This window comes from Methylobacillus methanolivorans (assembly GCF_054588515.1).
In genome coordinates, this window is record NZ_BAAILT010000002.1 from 1 (window position 1) to 21,486 (window position 21,486).

Sequence of the window (21,486 nt, forward strand, 5' to 3'; positions counted from 1 at the left end):
GCGGCCATAGCGAATTGGAACCACCCCTTCCCATCTCGAACAGGGCCGTGAAACGATTCCGCGCCAATGATAGTATACTTCTCGTATGCGAAAGTAGGTCACCGCCAGGCTTTTATTCAAAAGCCCGCTAGTTATCTAGCGGGCTTTTTCATTTTTTGAGTAAGTGAGTCACTTTAGATACTTTCTTGTTAAATAAGTGCTTTATGTGTGCAGCCTTAGCTGAATACTCATGTAACTTTAAAAAGAAAAGCCCTCTTGTAGAGGGCTGTCTTCGCGCACTTGCATTGATATTACTTATTCTTTAGGCCACTTCTGGGCTAATTCAATCAATAATGCCAAGTAGTTTTGTGCACCAGTGCTATTTGGTTGGTGGCGGAAGATATCAACTCCATGTTCAGGACTTTCTGCCACAGCGACGTTTTCTGAAATAACAGTATCTAGTAGCTGATCGCCAAAGAGTTCCTTAGCTTTTTTCTGTACTTCAAATGTCATGCTGCGTCTGCGGTCGAATCTTGTCAGCAAGTAGCGTCGTTCTATCCGGCGTTTTAATACTGGTTCGATAGCCGCCAATGTATCTCCTACTTTTTTTGCTCCTCTGAGGGAGAGAAAGTCGGATGAGATTGGAATAATCACCAGGTCTGCAGCAAACATAGCATTGAGTGAGAGTGTGCCTAGATAAGGGCAGCAGTCGATCAATGTATGGCGATTGATATAGAGCTTGTCAGCAATATCCAAACCTTCGCGTAGCTTATTCAGTACGGCAAAGCCTTTGCCAAACGCTGAATCTACTTTAATCAATTCTTTATGTGCTGGGATGAGATGACCTAAGCCAGGCCATTCTACTTCCAGATGATAAAGTGGTTTGTCATCTTGGTAGAATGCAAACAAGCTTTGCTTGGCACTTTCTGGAGGCTGTCCATGAATCTGTGTCAGATGCGCTTGAGGATCCATATCGATCAGCAGCGCTTCCTTGCCTGTGCGTTGTAATGCCGCAGCAAGGTTAAGGGCTGTGGTGGTTTTTGCGACACCACCTTTCTGGTTAAAAACTGCAATACGCGCCATAATGGTTTCAGCTGCTCAAGATAGTTTGCAGGATATTAGCCCTTATTATCCTTTATGAGCTGCATGCTTAATCCATGGATTTGAAGCATGAATCTTGTACTTTTTCCCATTTGAACTAGATGGAGGCGTAATTTTGGCAGAGTCAGTGGCTATTTTTGCTGGAGGGTGCTTTTGGTGTTTGGAGCCAGTTTTCTCGCAGTTACAGGGAGTGAAGCAGGTCGTATCTGGCTATATTGGAGGGGACATTCCGAATCCTAGCTATGAAGATGTCTGCACTGGAGCGACAGGACATGCAGAGGCGATCAAGATAGTGTTTGATCCAGCTGTGATTGATTACGCCATATTGCTAGAAGTATTTTTTCTGGCACATGATCCTACGACCTTGAACCGTCAAGGACATGATATAGGTACGCAATATCGCTCCGCTGTATTCTGCCAAGATAGCGCACAGCAGGCATCGCTGACCAATATGTTGGAAACATTTGCAACGGAAAATACTTTTAGTAAGCCTGTGGTGACAGAGATGCATATGGGAGGGGAGTTTTATCCTGCGGAGCAGTATCACCAGCAATATTATGCTCAACACGCTAACCAGCCCTATTGCCTTGCCGTAGCTGCGCCTAAGATCGCGAAGATACGTGCTCAATATGGAGCGCGTATCAAGGCTGAGTGAGGATCAATGTCTGCTGAGCCACTGGCGGCGCCAGAAATGTAGCCCCATGCCGCCAGCGACAAATAGCATCATGGCAATAGCGATCCAGAAGCCCCAGTGATCTTTCAGCAGCGGCATACTCTCGAAATTCATACCGAAGATACCCGAAATCAAGGTTGCGGGCATAAATAGCATGGTAACGACCGTGAGGATGCGAACTTCTTTATTGACCTGGTTGCTAATACTGGATAAGTAGATATCAAGCATACCGGCCAATAAGTCACGTAATGACTCCAGAGACTCGATAAAGTGAATGCTGTGATCGTAGACATCTCGTAAATAGAGAATGGTGTTTTCCTGGAAGAATGAAAACTCATTGCGGATTAGGGTGTTAATGATTTCTCGTAATGGCCATACTGCGCGTCGCAAGTCCATTGTTTCACGTTTAAGTTTGTGTATGCTTTGCAATACCGCATCACTGGGGTGATGCAAGAGTTGATCTTCCAGTTTTTCGCAATCGTCGCTAATTTGCTCAAGCATGACAAAGTATTTATCGACGATCATATCGAGCAAGGCGTAAGCCAGCACATCCGCACCTGACTTGCGTAACAAGCCTTTGTTAGCACGCAAGCGTTCACGTACAGGGTCGAAAGAGCCTGTGGGGCGCTCTTGGAAAGACAGGACAAAGTGGTCACCTAGAATGATGCTGATTTGTTCGGAATTCACCAGCATCTGCTCTGAGTCGTAGCTAAAGAAGCGTGTGACAAGATATAAGTAATCATCATACGCATCAACTTTGGGGCGCTGGTCGGTATTGAGGATATCTTCAAGTACCAATGGATGGAGCTTGAAGCGTTGCCCGATCTCAGCCATCAGCTTGGGGTCATGTAGTCCATGTACATTAAGCCAAAGAATGCTGTTTTGGGTGTCATCAGCTTGTATTTCATTGAGCGAGCTGATGGTGTGCTCTTCGATAGATTCCGCATTGTAGCGAAACAGGGTGAGGGTGATCTGCGGTGTCTTCACGTCTCCTGTATGCACCAGAGTGCCTGGGGGTAATCCAGTTTTCTTGCTGTGTGAATGACGCCGTTTTTTCATCCCTACTCCAATGGTTGACTTATTTAACGAAGAGACTTCATCGGCAAGACATGCGTACCGAGGTAGAATAGTAGCCGAATTGCTCGTTAATACTTGATGTTGAGCTACGCTGCCCTTTCTGTAGGGTAATACAATTAAAGCGGCATATACAACGATGTGTCGCCATGATGTAACGGAGGAAGTATGCGATTTTACTTATTCGCAGCCTTATTAAGCAGTGCATTGAATTTACAGGCAGCCGAGTTGGCTACAGACATGAAAGTAAGCTTAGTCGAGGATGACAGTTCTGAGTGTCTTGCCAATGATGGCAAGCTGATTTTGCTGAAGAGCGACGCTTCGGAAACCATGGTAGTGTGGCTAGACCGCTGGTTTATGGGTATGCAAACAGCGGATCATACCAAGCATGTGATTCAGCCCGGGGACGAGCCGATTGCGCTGGGGTGTTCTGTAACGCGCGATAAGGAAAAACAGGGCTGGACGATTGCGAGTATTAGCCCGCAACCATGACGCACTTGCTAGGTGCTGATACCAGTGCCTGGTGTGAAGAAGAAGCCGCCTGCAACATGATGCAGTGTGCGTAAATCATCGTGATCATCAAAATGCCAACGTCCTTCGCTGAATACACGGTTATCTGCATAGGCAGCGATGACTTCGGCAATAAACAAGTCATAAGTCTGCTGCATATGCGGCTCAGGGATGATGCGGCACTCCAACCACGCCACACATCCTGCTAATAAGGGTGCTGCAATATGTGTAGTGGGGAACGTGTGTAGGTCGAACGCTTCAAACTTGTTACTGGGTGACTTGCCCAATAACTCCCTGCCTGAGCTTGAGCCTACTTTGACGACCATATCGGCTTGCGCACGACAAGGGATATTGATGGCAAAAGTGCCGCTGGCCTCAATTAGGTCGCGCGTGAAGGTTTTCTTATCAATCACAATGGCAAGCCTGGCTGGATTGAAATCCAGGGGCATGTTCCATGCTGCTGCCATGACATTGCTATGTCCATGATGAGCGGATGTTACTAACACTGTAGGGCCGTGGTTAAGTAAGCGGAAGGCTTTTTCCAAAGCGACAGCTTGCACGGTACTGGTGGTTTCTACGGCGTTAAATGACATCATTGCGCCAAGTTATTTCTGCCAGGCATCACGTAATGTGACAGTGCGATTGAATACGGGCTTGCCCGGCTGGCTATCCTTGCTATCAGCGACGAAGTAGCCGTGGCGCTCGAACTGGAAGCGGTCTTCCGGCTTGGCTTCCTTCAATGCAGGTTCTAATTGTGCGGTAATGATGTTGACCGAATTGGGGTTGATGTCATCAAGATAATCACGTTCGCCAGCACCTGGGTGGGCTTCCTTGAACAAGCGGTCATACATGCGTACTTCAGCCGCATAGGCATGTGCTGCCGATACCCAGTGGATATTGCCTTTGACCTTGACTGAATCTGCCCCTGGAGTACCAGATTTGGTATCTGGCAGGTATTCGCAATGCACGACGGAGACATGACCAGCGCTATCTTTTTCAACACCGGTACATTTGACCACATAACCATAACGTAACCGTACCATATTGCCTGGGAACAGGCGGAAGTAGCCTTTGACCGGCTCTTCCATGAAGTCTTCTCGTTCTATCCATAATTCGCGCGAAAGCGGTACGACACGATGACCTAGTTCGGGCTTTTGCGGATGGTTGGGTGCGTGACAGTCCTCGGATTGATCGACAGGATAGTTGTCGATTACTAGCTTGATCGGGTCAAGTACTGCAATACGGCGCTCCGCTGAAGCATTGAGCACTTCGCGCATGCAGTCCTCAAGGATAGTGTATTCAATCCAGGAGTCTGCCTTGGAAACGCCAATGCGATCTGCGAACAGGCGGAAACCCTCTGGTGCATAGCCACGACGGCGCGCGCCGGCCAAGGTAGGCAAACGCGGATCATCCCAGCCACTGACAAATTGCTTTTCAACCAACTCAATCAACTTGCGCTTGGACAGCACGACGTAAGTGAGATTGAGACGGGAGAATTCATACTGCTTTGGCAATGGATGGGCAAGGAGCCCCCCTTCAGCCAGTCTTTCCAGCACCCAGTCGTAGAATGGACGCTGATCTTCGAACTCCAGTGTACAAATCGAGTGAGTGACGCCTTCGTAAGCATCTTCCAGCGGATGGGCAAACGTGTACATTGGGTAGATGCACCATTTGTCGCCAGTATTATGGTGATGGGCATGCTTGATGCGGTAAATCGCTGGGTCGCGCAGGTTGATGTTGGGCGAAGCCATATCAATCTTGGCACGCAGTACCATACTACCGTCCGCATGTTTGCCATCACGCATTTCGCGGAACAATGCTAGGTTATTCGCTACAGCGCGGTCACGCCATGGCGAATTCTTACCTGGCTCGGTCAAACTACCGCGGTTGGTGCGCATTTCCTCGGCGGTTTGTTGGTCGACGTAGGCATTGCCTGATTCGATCAAGTATTCCGCAGCGCGATACATGAAGTCGAAGTAGTTGCTGGCGAAATACAGGTGGGATTCGCCAAATGCATCCCAACCGAAGCCTAGCCACTTGACCGCGTCGGAAATGCTGTCGACGTATTCCTGTTCTTCTTTCTCGGGATTGGTGTCATCGAAGCGCATGTGACACACACCGCCAAAGTCGCGCGCCAAGCCAAAATTGAGGCAGATGCTCTTGGCGTGGCCAATATGCAGGTAGCCATTCGGCTCGGGTGGAAAGCGGGTGCGGATTTTCGCTGGGTCGGGTTCGCCCGCTGCATGATGTTGGGCATCCCCAGGGCATCGGGCCCAGTGACGACTGGCGTAAGTCCCTTGTTCAAGGTCACGCTCGACGATATGACGAATAAAATTGGAAGCTGGAGCAACAGGAGTTTTGTCAGACATGGTGGTAATACGCTATTGATTTGTGCCTATTTTACACTGTGTCATGCGCTAGCGGGCTGTCATGCATGTTGGCTGCTCCCAGAATATTCATTCCATGGTGACGGCTTGCGATATACTGCCCCAGCAATGAATAACTTGGTATTTCCTATATTAAGACTGCTAGCAGATGGCCGTTTTCACTCTGGTGAGGACATTGCGCGCCAGTTTTCAGTGACGCGTGCTTCTGTCTGGAATGCGATCCAGGCTGCAGAAGCCTTGGGTGTCGACATTTTCTCTGTAAGAGGGCGAGGTTATCGCCTGCCACAGCCCTTACATTTACTCGATAAACAGGCTGTGCTGGACGCGCTCGGAGCGCAGCAGCACCGGTTTCAACTAGCCTTGTTTGATGCGATTGATTCCACGAACAGTTATCTGATGCAGCAAGCTGCAAGCCATGCACCGCATGGAATGGTGGCTGCAGCATTGCTACAGACCAAGGGGCGTGGGCGTCGAGGCCGTAGCTGGCAAGCAGCATTCGGCGCCAGCCTGACCTTTTCATTGTTGTGGCGTTTCCAAATGGGTGCGTCGGCATTGTCTGGTTTGAGCCTGGCAGTCGGGCTGGCCTTGGTTCGTGCCTTGCATCACTATGGTTTGCGCAGTGCGCAATTAAAATGGCCTAACGATATTCTTGTGCAAGGTCGTAAGCTTGCGGGCATCCTGATTGAGTTAAATGGCGATATGGATGGCCCTAGTGCAGCGGTGATTGGTATTGGTCTTAACCTTAACTTGCCACCAGCTATACGTGCACAAATTGATCAACCTGTGACGGATATGGCAAGCCATCTGCCGATCAATATTGATCCCAATGCTCTTCTAGGCCAGTTGTTGCAAGAGTTGGTAAAAGTATTGGATACCTTTGAGCGAGAAGGCTTTGCTGCCTTGCGCGAAGAGTGGCAGGCGCATCATGCTTATCATGGTGAGGTGGTCAAGCTGCTATTCCCTGATGGACGGGAACAATTCGGTCATGTGCAGGGCATTGCCGATGATGGGGTGTTACTGGTGCAGAATGAGCATGGGACTCAGCGTTTTTCTTCTGGGGAAATCAGTTTGCGGGGGGCGCGTTAAATGGGTAGCCGGTTGGTGATTGATGCTGGCAATACCCGGACTAAATGGGCCGTTCTGCAATATGAAAATGGTGCGATATTGCATCATGGCGTCATGGATCGTCATGAAGTGCCTGCGGCCTGGCATGGCTGTGATGCTGTGGCCGTGGCGAATGTGGCAGGGCAAGGACGGCACGATATGTTGACGGAGTTGCTCAAGCCGCTAGGTTTGCCAGTGCGTTGGCATGCCAGCACTGCGCACGCTTGTGGTTTGAGTAATGGTTATGCCACCCCGGAGCAATTGGGCGTGGATCGCTGGGCGGCGATGGTCGGTGCGTGGCAGCATTATCAGCGTAGTTGCGTCGTGGTCAACGCAGGCACAGCACTGACCGTCGATATGATCGAAAAAACCAGCCCCGGTCAGGCACGTTTTATTGGTGGCATCATCGTGCCAGGGGTGAAATTAATGCAGAACAGCATTGCTAATGCTGCGGCCAATATTGGAGAGATACACGGGGTATTTCAGGACTTTCCCTTGAACACCCAAGATGCTGTCTATAGCGGTAGTTTGTATGCATTGGCTGGTGCAGTGGATAATTTGGTGCAATTGCTCAGTGAGCATTGCGGGCATGTAGTGCCTTGTATGTTAAGTGGAGGGGATGCGGCTACCTTGTTGCCCTTGCTGCAAAAGCATGTATTTGCAAGGGAGTATCAGCTAGAAGATTACTTGGTGCTGCAGGGGCTTTGGTATTTGGAAAGAGAGTTGCCATGAAGTGGTTGTTGAGCGGCTTATTATTGCTGAACCTCATTGCCTTGATTGGCCTCGGTTGGTACCAGCCAACAGCATCCTCCAATGAACCAATACATGAGCCTTTATCTGCCGATAAAATCAAACTACTGAGCCAGGATGATGTGGACGCCATGCCCAAGGTTAGCGCCTCTGGTGATACCGTGGTAGACGAAGTCTATGCGTGTTATGAATGGGGGAGCTTCTCCGCGGCAGGTTTACAACGTGCACAGGCGATTCTGGGGCAGCACTCACTGGTGGCTACTGTGCAGCAGAAAACCATGCAAGAGGCTTTGCGCTATTGGGTCTATATTCCGCCGTTACCCTCTTTGCAGGCTGCACAGAGCAAGGTGGCCGAATTGAAAGCGCTGGGCGTGGAGGTGAGTTTTATTATTCAAGAGGCACCTTGGCGCAACGCAATTTCGTTCGGGGTCTTCAAGGATGAACGTTTAGCGAATAAACTACTCGAACAGTTACAGCGTCAAGGGGTTCGAACAGCACAAAAAGGGGTACGCAATCAAGAAAAAGGACGTGCCAGTTTGCTCATTAACGATATGTCAGCCGAGATGGCTGGTGAGTTGAGTAAACAAGGTGCAAACTTTCCAGGTAGCGAACTTAAACAGGTCATTTGCCAATAGGAGTCTGTATGGGAATTTTCAAGAATATCATCAAGAAAGTTGCACTGGCTGCCGCAGTTGTTGCAGGGAAACGGATTTTGAGCAAAGTAGTCACCGATGTGATTGATGGTGATAAAAAGCCAGCAGAGGTGCCAGTAACCTCTGCGGTTAAACCCAAGAGTTCCAGTAATCGGCGGAGGGCTCCGGCAAAACCCAAGTCGGAGGGCGCAAAACCCACTACTAGTCGGGCGGCCAAGCCAAAGGCCACAGGAGCAAATAACGCATCAGCAACCGATACGCCTAAGAAACCTACTAAGCCTCGTACGCGTAAACCAAGAGCGGCTGCCCAACCGAAAAGCAGTGAAAATAAGGCAGATGTAGCCAGCACACCTGCTGCATCTCATTCTTCACAATCTGATACTGAATAATTCCGCAGGCCTATTTGTGACTGGGGTGAGTTAGCTGATGCCGGTTGCAAATAGGGATGGTGAATCTTGGATCAGTTTTTTTGTGTAGTTTTCCTGTGGGCGATCTAGTAGCTCGTCCACCGTCCCGGCCTCTATTACTCGGCCATGATTCAATACCATGACGCGATCTGCAATCGTGCGCACCACTCCTAGATTATGAGTGACAAAAACGATAGCAAGACCTTGTTGTTGTAATGATTGTAATAATTCCAAGATATTCGCTTGTACTGACACATCCAATGCCGACGTGATTTCATCGCAGATAAGCAGTTGAGGGTTGCAGATCAAGGCTCGCGCAATCGCGACACGCTGAAGCTCTCCTCCTGATAACTCACGTGGATATTGTTGCAGGATTTTTTTAGGCAACGATACCTGATTCAATACGCCCTCTACTTTTTGTTGTGTCGTGGTGGGATTGAGGTTGAAAAAATGTTGTGTTGCCGCGGTAAGCGTCATTCCAATCGTATGTTTTGGATTCAGGGCTTGGTAAGGGTTCTGGAAAATATACTGGATTTTGTGGCGTTGCTTGCTGGCGCGATAGGCTGCTCTAAGCGGTAGTTCCTCACCATTGAAGTTGATACGGCCAGTAGCGGAAATATTGAGCCCCGCCATGATCTTGGCAAGGGTGGTCTTGCCAGAACCGGATTGTCCAACAATAGCCAAGCATTCGCCGATGGCTACTTCCAGAGAAATGTCGTGCAGCACCGGTTGTTTGCCATATCGGGCTGAGACGTGGTGTAGATACAGAATCGGTGACTGGGTTGTATTACCTGTCTGGCGGGTAGCCGCCTTACGCTGCTGGTATTCCGCGTGTACCAATGGCAATGGCGTTGTGTGCAGGCAGGCGAGCTGATGCCCTTCATCCAGGGAGCGTAATAATGGTTGCGAGTCATGGCATTGCTGTGTGGCTTTGAAGCAGCGCGGTGCAAAAGCGCAGCCTTGGCCTCTATGGCCAGGTGCTAAGGTTTGGCCGGGAATAGGTTTTGGCGTCCGTCTGAGTGCAATGTCTGGAATTGCCTCAAGCAAGCCATGGCTGTAAGGATGGTATGGTTGCGTAAACAAGCGATGACGTGGCGAGATTTCCGCAATGCGGCCAGCGTAAAGTACCATCACGCGGTCTGCGAGTTGTTTGACGACAGCGAGGTCATGCGAAACATACACGGCAGCAGCATTGTAGCGTTTGCATAGGTCGCGGATGGTGTTGAGTATCCTGGCCTGCGAGCTCACATCAAGCGCTGTCGTTGGCTCATCCAGAACAATCAATTTGGGGCGCAGAATAAATGCCAACCCGAGCAGAATGCGTTGTTGTTGTCCCCCTGAAAGTTGATGAGGAAATCTATCCAGGAACTCTTCATCATCTGGGAGCCCAACATCATTCATGATCGTCACTACCTGGGCTTGTCTTTGGTGTTGGGCGAGTTCTGGTCGATGTGCTGTTAACACGTCATGCAAATGCTGGCCGATGGTGCGTAGTGGATTGAGTGCCATGGCAGGGTTTTGCGCAACCAGGCTGACCAGGTGACCGCGTACTGTACGTAAGTCCTGAGGCGCGAGCGCGAGTAGGTCAATGCTGTCGATGAGGATGGTGCCGGATTTTACCTTTGCACCGGCCCTGGTATGAGCTAGCAAGGCCATGGCGATGGTGGTCTTGCCTGACCCTGATTCGCCAACCAATGCCAATACTTCCCCTGCGTGTACGCTGAAACTAATGTCTGCCACTAGTTCGGTGCCATTTTCCAGGGTGATATTGAGTTGATCGACAGTGAGTAGGGCAGGAATCGATTGCGCTGATGTCATCGGGCCTCCTTGATGCCTGATTGTGCTCTTCCCAGGCCTTCTGCCAGCAGGTTGGTTCCCAATGCGAACAACGCGATCAGGATGGCTGGTGCCAATACTGCATAGGGTTGTATCTGTAAACCTGCACGGTTTTCGTTGACCATCAGCCCCCAGTCAGCTGCGGGAGGTTCAACGCCATATCCAAGAAAACTGAGCCCGGCAAGAATGCCGACCGCCCATGAAAGCATGGTGCCAAGATGAATCAGCAAAGGCATGCTGATATTGGGCAGGATTTCGTGCAGCAGGATGCGGTGCGTCGAATATCCCATCATCGTGGTTGCCTCAATATATTCTTGTTGAGCAATGCCCAGTGTAATGCTGCGGGATAAGCGGATGACGCCAGGTAAAAAGGCAATCGCAACGATGAGCACAATCAGCCAGGGATCTCGACCCAGCATGGCAACCACCAGCAATATCAGGATCAGGTTGGGAAAAGCAAGGAATACATCCGACCACCATACAATGCTTTGATCAATGCGGCCGCGAAAAAAGCCAGCCACCATGCCGAGCAGGGCACCTGAGGCCAAGGCGATGACAGATGCCGCTACAGACATCCATACCAAGGATAATCCACCGGAGAGCAAGCGTGACCAGACGTCATGACCCAAATAGTCATATCCCAGTAGTGCCTTGGCATCAGGTGACCCATAGCGAGGGCCTACCAGGTCGACAGGCGAGTGAGGTGCCAACCAGGGCCCGATCAAGGCCAATAGCAGAATACCTGCGCTCAGGGTAAATCCGAGGCCAACCTGACTGTTCTTGCTGATGTTACTGATCCAGGTTGTGATATTCATTGCTTGCCTCCTGCGTTGGCTGGCTGTGTGCGCAATCTTGGCGTCAATAGCACAGTCATAATGTCGGCGAGCAGATTGATTAGCATAACGCTACCGGCCAGAAAAACCACGATTGCCTGAATGACAGGAATGTCACGAATATCAACAGCAGCATTCAAGGCGCTGCCTATGCCTGGATAAGTAAATACCACTTCAACAACCAGTACGCCCCCAATCATGACGCTAGTTGTTAATGCGATCGCCTGGATAGCCGGGATGACCGCATTGGGGATTGCATATTGCCAGATGATGGTACTGTGTTTCAGGCCGCGTAACCTGGCGCTGGTGATGAATTCAGAATCAAGAATTTCTATCATGGAGCTACGTACCAGCCGTAACAGGTAGGGTACGGTGGCAACCACTAGGGTCAAGGTGGGTAGCACCAGAAAAAAAGGCTGAGAAAACGCCGATCGGTTAGGATCAAGGAGTGAAACGGCAGGCAAGATAGGAAACACTGATGTTGCCAATAGCATCATCAGGCCAATGGCAATGGCAAAGCTGGGAATGGCCTTGAGTGCAATCATGGTGGATAGGCAGGCGCGATCTATCCAGCTATCTCGCCGTAGTGCAAGAAACACCCCCAGAAATAGCGATGCAGGGATGCTGATGAGCAGAACGCTGGCCACCAGTGCCAGTGAGTTTTCCAGGCGACCAGCAATCAATTGCGTGACGGGTGTGTTGGAGTCAATAGAATGTCCCCAGTCTCCTTGCAGTGCGTTGCTGATCCACTGGAAATATTGGCTGGCGATTGGCTGGTCCAACCCAAGGGTTTGCCTAAATACCTGCACCGCGTCTTCTGTGGCTTCTGGGCCTAGAATTACTCGGGCAGGATCGGATGGCAATGCCTGGGTGGCTGCAAATACCAGTATGCTGATAACGATGATGCCCAGTAAGCTGGAAACGATACGCTTGAGCATCCAGGGTAGCCAGGCTGGGATGGTGTACTGATTTACCCAGGCTTGCGTTTTGTGCTTTTGGGAAGTGATTGGCAAGGTGCTAAATGAAGCCTTTGCTTTCCATCTTCCCGTTTTTCCTGGCTTGCCTACGCCTGTGAGGATCGTCATGCGGATCTGTTTATCCATAATTTGTCAAAGCGCCAAGTCGGGAAGTGGGAACGTTCTGGTGCCAACCCGCCGACATGCTTGCCAGCGGCATCCAGCGTGTTGGTATAGCCCCAGATGATTAATCCGCCATGATCGTGCTGGATTTGCTGCGCCTCATGTACTAATGGTTTTCTGGCATCGACATTTGTCGTGGAAATCGCTTGTGTGAATAGTTCATTAAAGCGAGGGTTGTCAAAATGCGTCTTGTTGGCGGTTGAGATGGGGCTATCTACCATTGCTGCAGTGTGCAGGAAGCTTCCACCCAGCCGGCTATTGGTGCTGAACTGCCAATCATTGCGCAACGGCCCACCGAATGTGGCGGAATCAACTTGCGTGACTTTGACCGTGACGCCAGCTTTCTTGGCTTGTTCAGCCAAGACCAAGCCTGCAGGCGAGCCTCCTGCAACAGCAGTCAAGCCAGGGCCTACGGTCAACTCCACTCTCAGGTCATTGTTGTATCCCGCTTGTTTCAGCAGGAAGCGGGCTTGTTCAAGGTCATATTCGCGCTGGGGAATGGTGTGGTTGAACGTGGGATCCAAAGGCGAGTATAAGTCATTGGCGATACGGCCTTCGCCACCCAATGCGCGGTCTATTAGCTCCTGACGGTTGACGAGCAGGCGGAAGGCCTGCCTGACCCGGTCGTCGTTGAATGGTGCCTTGCTCAAGTTCATGTCAAACGACTGCCAGCCATGGGTTTCGCTGATGATGACATTGACCTTGGGGTTTTGCTTGAGGGGAATGACCTGTTCCGGATCCAGCGCATTTGCGACGTCGATCTGCCCGCTAAGCAACGCGGCTACTCGCGAGGTTTGGTCTTTGAAGTCAATGATTTCCAGTTCATCCGGGTAAGGCTGACCAGTCTTGTAGAAGTTCTCGAAACGCGTGAACAGTGAGCGTTGCCCTGGCACAAATTCTTTCAGCTTGAATGGACCGGCACCGACTGGATTGGTAACTGGATGATAATCTTTCGGCACGAGGCCACCAAAATTCACCCAGCTATCCGGTAATGAAAGCAGGCCACGCCCCCCCTTGATCGGAATCCTGACGGTACGTTCATCCACCTTGACCAGATTATCCCGATCTATCCACTGCAGGTACGCCAGGTAAGGTGATGCAAGGGCAGGGTCTGATAAGCGCCGTGCCGAGAAAATCAGGTCATCGGCAGTAATCGTCTTACCATTGTGGAATTCCAGGTCTTTGCGTAGGCGAATAGTCCACAGGGAGGCATTGTCATTGACATCTACTTCTTCAGCCAACGCAAGTTCTGGAGTCATGGCCTCACCCCACTCCCACAATTTGCTGTAAAGCGCGAAGCCGCGAATGATGGCACCTGTGGTGAGCGGCTTGTGTGCATCCAGATCGCCGGTTTTACTGCCATCGATAATGCCTAGGCGCAGGCGTCCGCCATATTGCGGTGTGCTGGGTAATGCAGTCACTGCATTATCGTTGTTGTTGCGGCAACCACTCAGGAGGCCACCGCCAAGCAAGATGCTACCACCCAAGGCGGCAGAATTGATAAGAAAGCCACGCCGGGATAGTTCAGTGGTCATGTCTGTTTTCCAAGTGTGATGTCAATCATGAGTAAAGGGTTACGCAGCTTGTTGCTCTGTCTCTGAAGCGTGCTGGTGGCGTTCGCCACGATGTGGATAGCTGTCGCGTCGCACAGGCGAAAGCAAGGGCACATCAAAACCATGATCCAGGTCTAGCAATGGGAACAACAGGTCTGCTACGCGATGGGCTTCTTCAATCAGCGGCCAGCCAGAAAGAATGAAGGCATGTGTGCCGTTGGCTTCAAATTCGCGAATGCGCGCTGCCACATTCTGGGCACTGCCAACCAGCGTAGTGCCTGCTAGGGGGCCCAAGACGTTGAAGCCATGCAGTGCGGGGCCCGTCCAGATATTGGGGTATATCTCGTAATCCTTGGCTTTGGGCAGCTTACCAGCGCGAATGCTTTCCAGATTTTGTTGCACTTGCGGGTCAGGGCTACGATAGCTGTCGAAAGTTTCGCCGGGAGGCAGTTGGCGTTTGATCGAGTCAATGGCGTATTGCACCGAGGTGCGGTCGACCAGATATTGTGCATATTCCCAGGCCTCTTCCTCGGTTTCGCGCACGATGATTTGTAAGCGCGTACCAAAGGTAAGCTTGCGGCCATGCTTGGCGGCTTCTGCACCAACACGCCTGAATTTCTCGCCCAATAAGTGTGGCTTATCGGCAAAGCTGAGGTAAACATCCAGTAACTTGGCGGAATGGGCAACACCTGGTGCAGAGGTGCCCGCCCCCCACAATGAAATAGCATCCTGATATTGACGTGAATAAGCTTGTTGCCGTTTTACCATGCCTGCAACCGCAGGCGGTGCGGCATCAATCTTGATGTATTTGCCGACATAACCCGCTTGGGAGCCACGGTACAATTGCTGGAAGGCATCCCAGTATTCATAGCTAAAGTCGTAACGTTCATCATGGGTAATGTGAAATCCCATGGATGGCAAGATGGCATCGCTGCCATTGACGACGTTATAAATCAGCCTGCCTTCTGAAAACCGGTCAATGGTTCGCGCCATCTGGGCCAGCTTCGCTGGTGCAATCAGCCCTGGATAAACGGCGGCAACAAATTTCATACGCCTGGTGGCTGCCAGCAAGGATGCCGCGACAATATTCACATCATTGCCAGCGCCGCCGCCTGTTGCCAGCAGTGCGCCGTAATACCCCAGTTTATCAATGCTGGTCGCTAGTTGCTGGAGATGGTCAAAACCTGTACTCCAGCGGCCATCGTTTTCCCAAGGTACCGGTCCATCAGGTTCGGTGAGGTACCACAATAGTTTGACTGCCATGTTCTATTCCTTTGTTGATGCATGTGACTGTAGTGGCGTGCAATGACATGCAGGTATTTTGCAAGCCTCATGCCAGCATGAGTGCAGTGCAGGTGTATTTTGTGTGTGTGGTTAACTTTTTGTTTTATATGGAATATATGAATTTATGATCTGGCTTGATATTGCGCTTGTGGTTGGACACCAGCATTGCTGTTGCATGAGCAGCAGTGCTGGTGTCCACTAGGAGGCTAGTCCATATCAACCTAGAAACGATAACCAAACGTGGCTTGCACCGAGAGTGGGTGCGAGGGCACGACAAATTCCCCAGTGGTGCCACCCACGCCGCCAGTGCTGAAGTTTTTGCGGTTCGTGAGGTTGAGGACACGCAGTGCTACATCGTATTTGGGCTGGTTGTAGTACAGCGTCAGGTCGAAATTATGGTTGTTGGGGATTCTGACGTCTTGAGCGGGGTTGGTGTACCAGCTGCTGGTCCACCAAGCCGACAGTGTAGCGCCGAGGCCAGAGGGTAAACGGTAATCCAGATAGCCATTGGCAGAGTATTTGGGGATGCCTGGAGCACGAATGGCGCCTGGGTTAGGTAATCGGCTGAAGAAATTTCCATCACCAAACACCGTTGCATTGTCCGGCACAAAGCCTGCAGCAGAGAAGAAGCCCCCAGGGTAGGCCAAATAGGTGTAGCGTGCATCGGTGCGCGATGCATTGGCACCTCCGCTCAGGCGCTCGGTTGCCTGGAAGCGAATCGAGGTTTCCACACCTTTCACAATCAGTCGTGCCATTTGCCCCAGGTTATCTGGGGCAGTGTCACGCTCTTGGCGGTAGGCTGCCAACGTCGCAAATAGTTTGTCGGGGACCAGCTCGGATTTGATCCCAACTTCGCGCAAGATGCTCAGGCTACGGAATGCCAGGGGAGACAGCCGATTGCCGCTGCCCCAGGTCAATACGTCAGCAAAGCCACCGGTATTGATGGCATAGGAGCGGTCATAGTTGGTGTATAGCGTAGTGAACTGGCTAGGCTTGTAGAGCAGGCCTGCCTGCAGGCTGGGTAGCCAGACGCTGTAGCTGTCGCTGCGGTTATCGGTAGCAGGGTTGATAACCAGTGGATTCTTGATCCTGGCATCAATGTAGGAGGAGTTGAGACCGATATTGAAACCGTATTTGTCGTTGATGAGGAAGTTCTGCTGCGTGAATAGAGACGTTGTCGTCCAGCGGCCCTCACTGGTATAGACTGCACCGGACGGTGGGAAGCCACCGACTTCGGCATAAAGCCCTCCTCCTACCGGATACATCCGTGGTAATACCAAGTAACCGAAACTGGTGAGTTGTGGCACGCCAGCCTGGCCTATCCACGACCCCGAGGTGCCATAGGTGGGCAAGCCCAACAGGCCAGCAGGTGTCTTGAGCGCAAGTGATGCAGTGAGGTCATATGGCGAAGTGGTAAAGCTGTTATTGGCTGCTAATGAGCGGAAGCTTTCGCGGCGAAAGGAAATACCGGTGTTGCTGCGGTCACTGATTTTGAGGCCGAATAACTCGAACTCATGGTGTCCGCGCAACTCGGTGCGGTTGTCGAAAATCTTGTCAGTGAATTGGGTCAGGAAGCTGCCAACCGAGTCGTTGGTATCGTCCGAGTATTGCACCATGGTGCTGTTGAGGATAGACCATTGCTGATTGAGGTCTATCGCGATACGTAGCTGGCTGACGCCACGTTTGGCTGTGTTCTTGTCCTCGGCGCGGGAAAAATCACTGCGCGAGAGCTTGACAGTATCGTTGCCGGGAGTTGAGGGGTCATAAACCCAGCCACGTATTGTGCCTGGGTTACTTGAGTTGGTGAAAGGTGAGGCGACGTTGCCTACTACCACCATTTGCCCAGCGCTATTACGCACACGCTGCTGCCAGCCAGTAATGGCTGAATCGGCTGCCCCGGAAGCATAGACTGGGGAGTAATAATTGCTGCCTTGCTGGATGATGGGGGTGGCACGACCAGCGTTATAGGTGCCGTGATCAATCAGGTCCTGGGTGGTACGGTTCCAGCCGTGTATGACATTGTAATCATAGTAGTCATCATAGCTGGCATTCCAGTCCACGCGCACATTATCCTGAGGCTTCCAGGCCAATGCGCCATAGAAGGCATTGAAATTATTGCTGACATTATCGTAGTAGTCATTGGTGCGCTGCGGCGTGATACTGACGCGATAGGCAAGCGTATCACTGATGGGGCCTGTGGTGTCGTAGGTAATGCGCGCTGTACGGAACGAGCCGCCGCTAGGTACCCAGGTGCCGATGAGGCCGCGAATTTCGGAACGTTGTTTCTCGAAGTCAGGTAGCTTGGATAGATAGTTGATATAACCGCCACTGCGTGAGGTGGGGCCGAACACTTGGGGTGGTGTGCCACTGACGACATCGGCGCCTTCATAGGCATTGATATTGAAAGGCCGACGTACGTTATAGGTACGTTGACCGTCTTGGAACAGTTCTGATGCTTGCCCGCGAATCACTGGGGCAATATTGACGTTCTGGCCGCCATTGCGCTGTATGCTCGGGCCGTAACGCACCAGGTCATCAGCGTTACGGATAGGATCCTTGGCCAATTGGTCTGCGGTGATCTCGAACACTGATCGTGGAGTGTCCAATACCGAAGCTTCAGCGCCTAATGAGCTGGTCGGGCGGCTAGGCAGAGGCGAGCTTGTCAGGGTCTCGGCTTGTACCACCACATGACCGAGAAGATTGGTTTCTGTATCACTAGCAGTGGATTCGGTATTCGTGCCGGTTTCTGCATTGCTCTCTAGGGCCATCGCCTGGTTGGCATAGACGTTCAGTAAGGTGCTGATGGCGATAAAGCCCAGCGAACGTTTGGCGAACGACTGGTGTTTTTTCATGTTTTCCCCTGGTTGTATCCCGGCAAGACGCGGGATATTTGCAAAAATTTACAATTTTCGGGATGTCGGCAAATTTTGTGCCAAATAAATAGTTATTAAAAATCAATTGATTGGGAATTTAGTGTGCTGGGTAAGCATCAGCCCTGTTGTGTCATACGCAGCTCAGCTGTGCAGGAATAAGGCAATGTATTGATTGCCGCGGGTGTGCTACAGATTGGCCGGTAGATGAGATGGCTGCTGGAAAATCAGCGCTAGCTGTTGGGGTCTGTGCATGATGGATGGATGACTGTTTTTATGCAGACAGCATAGAGCAAGGGGTTGCTGGCAAGTATATGTTTAATTGAGGTTTTGTATTAAGTCTTATCAGGCATGGTGCTTGCCTGCATATAGACCTTATTAATCAAGAACCGAGGAGTGATGAAATGCCGGTGGAATTTGTTGGAGGTCTGTTTCCGCGTAACCAGTATGCCCCGCGCCAGGGAGCGAGTGCCAAGTTGGATCTGGAGTACCTACGTGACCTCGCACGCGCCCATGAGCATGCCGGTTTTGACCGCGTATTGATCGCTAATGGCGGTGGTGATCCTGCTTACCTTGCGGCTTATGCGGCATCCCAGACAGAACATCTGGGATTCATGATTGCCCACCGTCCTGCCTTGCAAAGCCCGGCCCTGGCCGCACGTGCCTATGCCACGCTGGACCATATCACTGGTGGGCGCATACGGTTGCATGCGATTACCGGTCATGCCATTGATGCCGAGCACGGCGATACTCTTGCCGATAAAGCCCAACGCTATGAACGTGCCGGGGAATACTTGGATATTGTGCGTCGCTTGTGGACTACGGATAAGCCATTCGATTATGAGGGCAAGTATTTCCAGCTCAAGGATACCTCTATTCCGCTCAAGCCCTTGCAGCAGCCCCATATCCCGATTTCGCTTGGCGGCTCTTCCGATGTTGCGTATGAAGTGGCAGTGCGCCACACTGATCTTTATGCCTTGTGGGCCGAGCCTCTGGCAGATATTGCCGAACGGATTGCCAAGTTGCGTCGCGTAGCTGAGGTGGCTGGTGTTCCTGCACCACGTGTCAGTCTCTCGGCACGCCTGATTATCGGGCCTACGGAAGACATTGCTTGGCAACGTGCGTATGAAATCGTCGAACGCCTGAAACAAAACCATCAAGGTATTGCACCACAACATCTGCATGCAGGTGGTGCATTGCGCCAGCAGGAGATTGCTGCACGTGGTGACCGTCATGACCGGGCCTTATATATGGCTACGTCTACTGCCATAGGCACAGGTGCCGATACTACTTCGCTGGTGGGAACGCCTGACACCATCGTACAGTCGCTGTTGGATTATTACGACCTTGGCGTAACTACCTTCCTCAATCGTGGTTATGAGCCGCTCTATGACGCGGTGGATTACGGGCGCTACATTATCTCTACTGTGCGTGAAGAGGTTCGCAGGCGTGATGAATACAAATTAAAACAGGCCGCGGCTTAACTGGTGAGGTAAAAGCAGGCATAAAAAAACGGCACCTGAGGGTGCCGTTTTTGCTTGGCCATATAAACTATTAGCGCTTCTTTGGCGGCAGCATATCGGTGATCGTGCCTTCTTTCAGCTCTGCTGCAAAGCAGATGGTTTCCGATAGGGTAGGGTGGGCATGAATGGTGAGGCCAAGATCATGGGCATCTGCCCCCATCTCGATCGCCAACACGGCCTCTGCCAATAATTCACCCGCATTGACACCGACAATACCAGCGCCAATGACACGATGTGTCTCCTTGTCGAAAATCAGCTTGGTGGCGCCTTCGGAGCGGGCGATGGACAATGCACGTCCACTTGCCGCCCAAGGGAAGCTGGCTTTCTCGATGGCACGGCCTTGGGTCTTCGCATCGGTTTCCGTGACGCCTACCCAGGCGACTTCGGGGTCTGTGTAGGCGACGGATGGAATCACCGAGGCGATGAACTCAACCTTGTGACCGGCAATCACTTCAGCTGCCACCTTGGCTTCATGCGTCGCCTTGTGGGCAAGCATTGGCTGGCCAACGATATCGCCAATCGCGAAGATATGCGGCACATTGGTGCGCATTTGCTTATCTACGGCAATAAAGCCGCGATCATCGACGGCGACACCAGCGTTCTCGGCACCGATGTTTTTGCCATTGGGGCGGCGGCCAATAGAGACCAGCACGCGGTCGTAGACCTGGGCTTCTTTCGGCGCATTCTCGCCTTCAAAGCTGACGTGGATGCCGTCTTTCTTTGCTTCGATCTTGGCGACCTTGGTGGAAAGCATAATGCTCTCAAAGCGTTTTTCCATACGCTTCTGCAACGGACGAATGAGATCGCGATCAGCACCAGGGATGAGGCCATCCATAAATTCGACAACGCTCACCTTGCTACCCAACGCGTCGTACACCGTACCCATTTCCAGGCCGATGATGCCACCGCCAATGACCAGGAGTTTTTTTGGTACATCAGCCAGCGCCAGAGCACCAGTGGAATCCATGATGCGTTCGTCGTCAGGTGCACCGGGGAATTTGGTGGCTTGAGAGCCTGCCGCAATAATGGCGTTCTGGAAACCAACCGTGGTAACTTTACCATCGGCTGCGGTGACCGCGATCTGATTAGGGCCACTGAACTGGCCTACGCCTTGCACCACGGTCACGCCGCGTTGCTTGGCCATTTGTGCCAAGCCACCGGTGAGCTTACCAACAACATCATTGGCTTTCCATGTGCGGAGTTGCTCCAGATTGACTTCTGGCTTGCCGAAGCTAACACCGTGGTGGCTGGTTTCTTCTGCCTCTGTGATGACCTTGGCGGTATGCAACAGTGCCTTGGATGGAATACAACCCACATTCAGGCAAACGCCGCCCAGTGTAGAGTAGCGCTCAATCAATACCACTTGCTTGCCGAGGTCAGCAGCACGGAAAGCGGCTGTGTAGCCGCCGGGGCCGGAACCCAGGACCACGACTTCAGTGTTGAGGTCGGAGTCGCCAGTCACAGCAGGCACTGGTGCTGATGCCGCGGGTGTTGTCGCAGGTGCAGGTGTTGCGGCTTCTTGCGCCGCTGGGGCAGGGCTGGCCTGTTCTGTGCTGGCTTCTTCCACCAGCAGGATCAGTGCGCCCTTGGCGACCTTGTCACCGACCTTGACCTTGATCTCTTTTACCACGCCAGCGTGGGAAGAGGGGATGTCCATGGAGGCCTTGTCGGACTCCAGCGTGATCAGTGCGTCTTCCTTGGCGATGGTGTCGCCAGCTTTTACCAGCACCTCAATCACATCCACGCTATCAAAGTTACCAATATCGGGGACGAATACTTCAGTAATCTTGCTCATGTTGATCCCTTAATC

The 21,486-nt window shown here is 51.7% G+C and carries 18 protein-coding genes and 1 rRNA gene; 8 read left to right on the forward strand and 11 right to left on the reverse strand.

The genetic code is table 11. The annotated features are described in order from the left end of the window. A 5S ribosomal RNA gene (rrf, locus tag LG202_RS01300) occupies window positions 1-110 on the forward strand; the annotation flags it as partial. Window positions 111-294: 184 nt separating this feature from the next. On the opposite strand, the gene LG202_RS01305 is transcribed toward rrf, so the two are convergent. Next, entirely contained in the window at window positions 295-1,062 is a 768-nt protein-coding gene (locus LG202_RS01305; RefSeq protein WP_230346631.1) for a ParA family protein, read from the reverse strand. A gap of 133 nt (window positions 1,063-1,195) precedes the next feature. On the opposite strand from LG202_RS01305, the gene msrA reads away from it, so the two are divergent. Then, entirely contained in the window at window positions 1,196-1,735 is a 540-nt protein-coding gene (gene msrA, locus LG202_RS01310; protein WP_268867550.1) for a peptide-methionine (S)-S-oxide reductase MsrA, read from the forward strand. 3 nt (window positions 1,736-1,738) lie between these two features. On the opposite strand, the gene corA is transcribed toward msrA, so the two are convergent. Next, on the reverse strand, window positions 1,739-2,812 hold the full coding sequence (corA, locus tag LG202_RS01315; protein WP_230346632.1) for a magnesium/cobalt transporter CorA: 1,074 nt from the start codon (window positions 2,810-2,812) through the stop codon (window positions 1,739-1,741). A gap of 183 nt (window positions 2,813-2,995) precedes the next feature. Here corA and LG202_RS01320 point away from each other — a divergent pair, with 183 nt between their 5' ends. After that, window positions 2,996-3,319, forward strand: coding sequence for a hypothetical protein (locus LG202_RS01320; RefSeq protein ID WP_230346633.1), 324 nt, complete (start codon window positions 2,996-2,998; stop codon window positions 3,317-3,319). 8 nt (window positions 3,320-3,327) lie between these two features. Here the strand turns inward: LG202_RS01320 and LG202_RS01325 are convergent, their stop codons facing one another. Beyond that, complete coding sequence (locus tag LG202_RS01325) at window positions 3,328-3,930, reverse strand: flavin reductase family protein (protein WP_459724209.1); 603 nt, start codon at window positions 3,928-3,930, stop codon at window positions 3,328-3,330. Between the two features lie 12 nt (window positions 3,931-3,942). Beyond that, complete coding sequence (locus tag LG202_RS01330; protein ID WP_230346635.1) at window positions 3,943-5,706, reverse strand: glutamine--tRNA ligase/YqeY domain fusion protein; 1,764 nt, start codon at window positions 5,704-5,706, stop codon at window positions 3,943-3,945. A 126-nt stretch (window positions 5,707-5,832) separates the two neighbouring features. Between LG202_RS01330 and birA the strand changes: the two genes are divergently transcribed. From birA to LG202_RS01350, 4 genes are read left to right on the forward strand one after another with little or no spacing between them, the layout of a single operon-like run. Further along, on the forward strand, window positions 5,833-6,810 hold the full coding sequence (gene birA, locus LG202_RS01335) for a bifunctional biotin--[acetyl-CoA-carboxylase] ligase/biotin operon repressor BirA (RefSeq protein WP_230348012.1): 978 nt from the start codon (window positions 5,833-5,835) through the stop codon (window positions 6,808-6,810). Next, window positions 6,811-7,560 (forward strand): type III pantothenate kinase, encoded by a 750-nt coding sequence (locus tag LG202_RS01340; protein ID WP_230346636.1) that lies wholly within the window; start codon window positions 6,811-6,813, stop codon window positions 7,558-7,560. Then, the gene (locus tag LG202_RS01345; protein WP_230346637.1) at window positions 7,557-8,213 is read left to right on the forward strand and encodes an SPOR domain-containing protein; all 657 of its coding nucleotides are present in this window, start codon (window positions 7,557-7,559) and stop codon (window positions 8,211-8,213) included. Before LG202_RS01340 ends, LG202_RS01345 begins: the two co-directional genes overlap by 4 nt. A gap of 8 nt (window positions 8,214-8,221) precedes the next feature. Beyond that, entirely contained in the window at window positions 8,222-8,620 is a 399-nt protein-coding gene (locus LG202_RS01350) for a hypothetical protein (protein ID WP_230346638.1), read from the forward strand. 30 nt (window positions 8,621-8,650) lie between these two features. On the opposite strand, the gene LG202_RS01355 is transcribed toward LG202_RS01350, so the two are convergent. The 6 genes from LG202_RS01355 to LG202_RS01380 form a co-directional block, all read right to left on the reverse strand. Next, the gene (locus LG202_RS01355) at window positions 8,651-10,456 is read right to left on the reverse strand and encodes an ABC transporter ATP-binding protein (protein WP_230346639.1); all 1,806 of its coding nucleotides are present in this window, start codon (window positions 10,454-10,456) and stop codon (window positions 8,651-8,653) included. Then, window positions 10,453-11,289 carry an ABC transporter permease gene (locus LG202_RS01360; protein WP_230346640.1) on the reverse strand — a complete coding sequence of 279 codons (837 nt, stop codon included), beginning with the start codon at window positions 11,287-11,289 and terminating at the stop codon, window positions 10,453-10,455. Before LG202_RS01360 ends, LG202_RS01355 begins: the two co-directional genes overlap by 4 nt. Then, window positions 11,286-12,392 (reverse strand): ABC transporter permease, encoded by a 1,107-nt coding sequence (locus tag LG202_RS01365; RefSeq protein WP_459724218.1) that lies wholly within the window; start codon window positions 12,390-12,392, stop codon window positions 11,286-11,288. Before LG202_RS01365 ends, LG202_RS01360 begins: the two co-directional genes overlap by 4 nt. Next, window positions 12,389-13,981 (reverse strand): ABC transporter substrate-binding protein, encoded by a 1,593-nt coding sequence (locus LG202_RS01370; RefSeq protein WP_230346642.1) that lies wholly within the window; start codon window positions 13,979-13,981, stop codon window positions 12,389-12,391. The genes LG202_RS01365 and LG202_RS01370 overlap by 4 nt, the downstream gene beginning before the upstream one ends. A 39-nt stretch (window positions 13,982-14,020) precedes the next feature. Then, window positions 14,021-15,262: an LLM class flavin-dependent oxidoreductase gene (locus tag LG202_RS01375; RefSeq protein WP_230346643.1), complete on the reverse strand. Its 1,242-nt coding sequence runs from the start codon at window positions 15,260-15,262 to the stop codon at window positions 14,021-14,023. 242 nt (window positions 15,263-15,504) lie between these two features. Further along, on the reverse strand, window positions 15,505-18,135 hold the full coding sequence (locus tag LG202_RS01380) for a TonB-dependent receptor (protein WP_230346644.1): 2,631 nt from the start codon (window positions 18,133-18,135) through the stop codon (window positions 15,505-15,507). Window positions 18,136-18,557: 422 nt separating this feature from the next. On the opposite strand from LG202_RS01380, the gene LG202_RS01385 reads away from it, so the two are divergent. Then, entirely contained in the window at window positions 18,558-19,637 is a 1,080-nt protein-coding gene (locus LG202_RS01385) for an LLM class flavin-dependent oxidoreductase (RefSeq protein ID WP_230346645.1), read from the forward strand. Window positions 19,638-19,707: 70 nt separating this feature from the next. Here the strand turns inward: LG202_RS01385 and lpdA are convergent, their stop codons facing one another. Next, the gene (gene lpdA, locus LG202_RS01390) at window positions 19,708-21,471 is read right to left on the reverse strand and encodes a dihydrolipoyl dehydrogenase (RefSeq protein ID WP_230346646.1); all 1,764 of its coding nucleotides are present in this window, start codon (window positions 21,469-21,471) and stop codon (window positions 19,708-19,710) included. Between the last annotated feature and the right edge of the window lie 15 nt (window positions 21,472-21,486).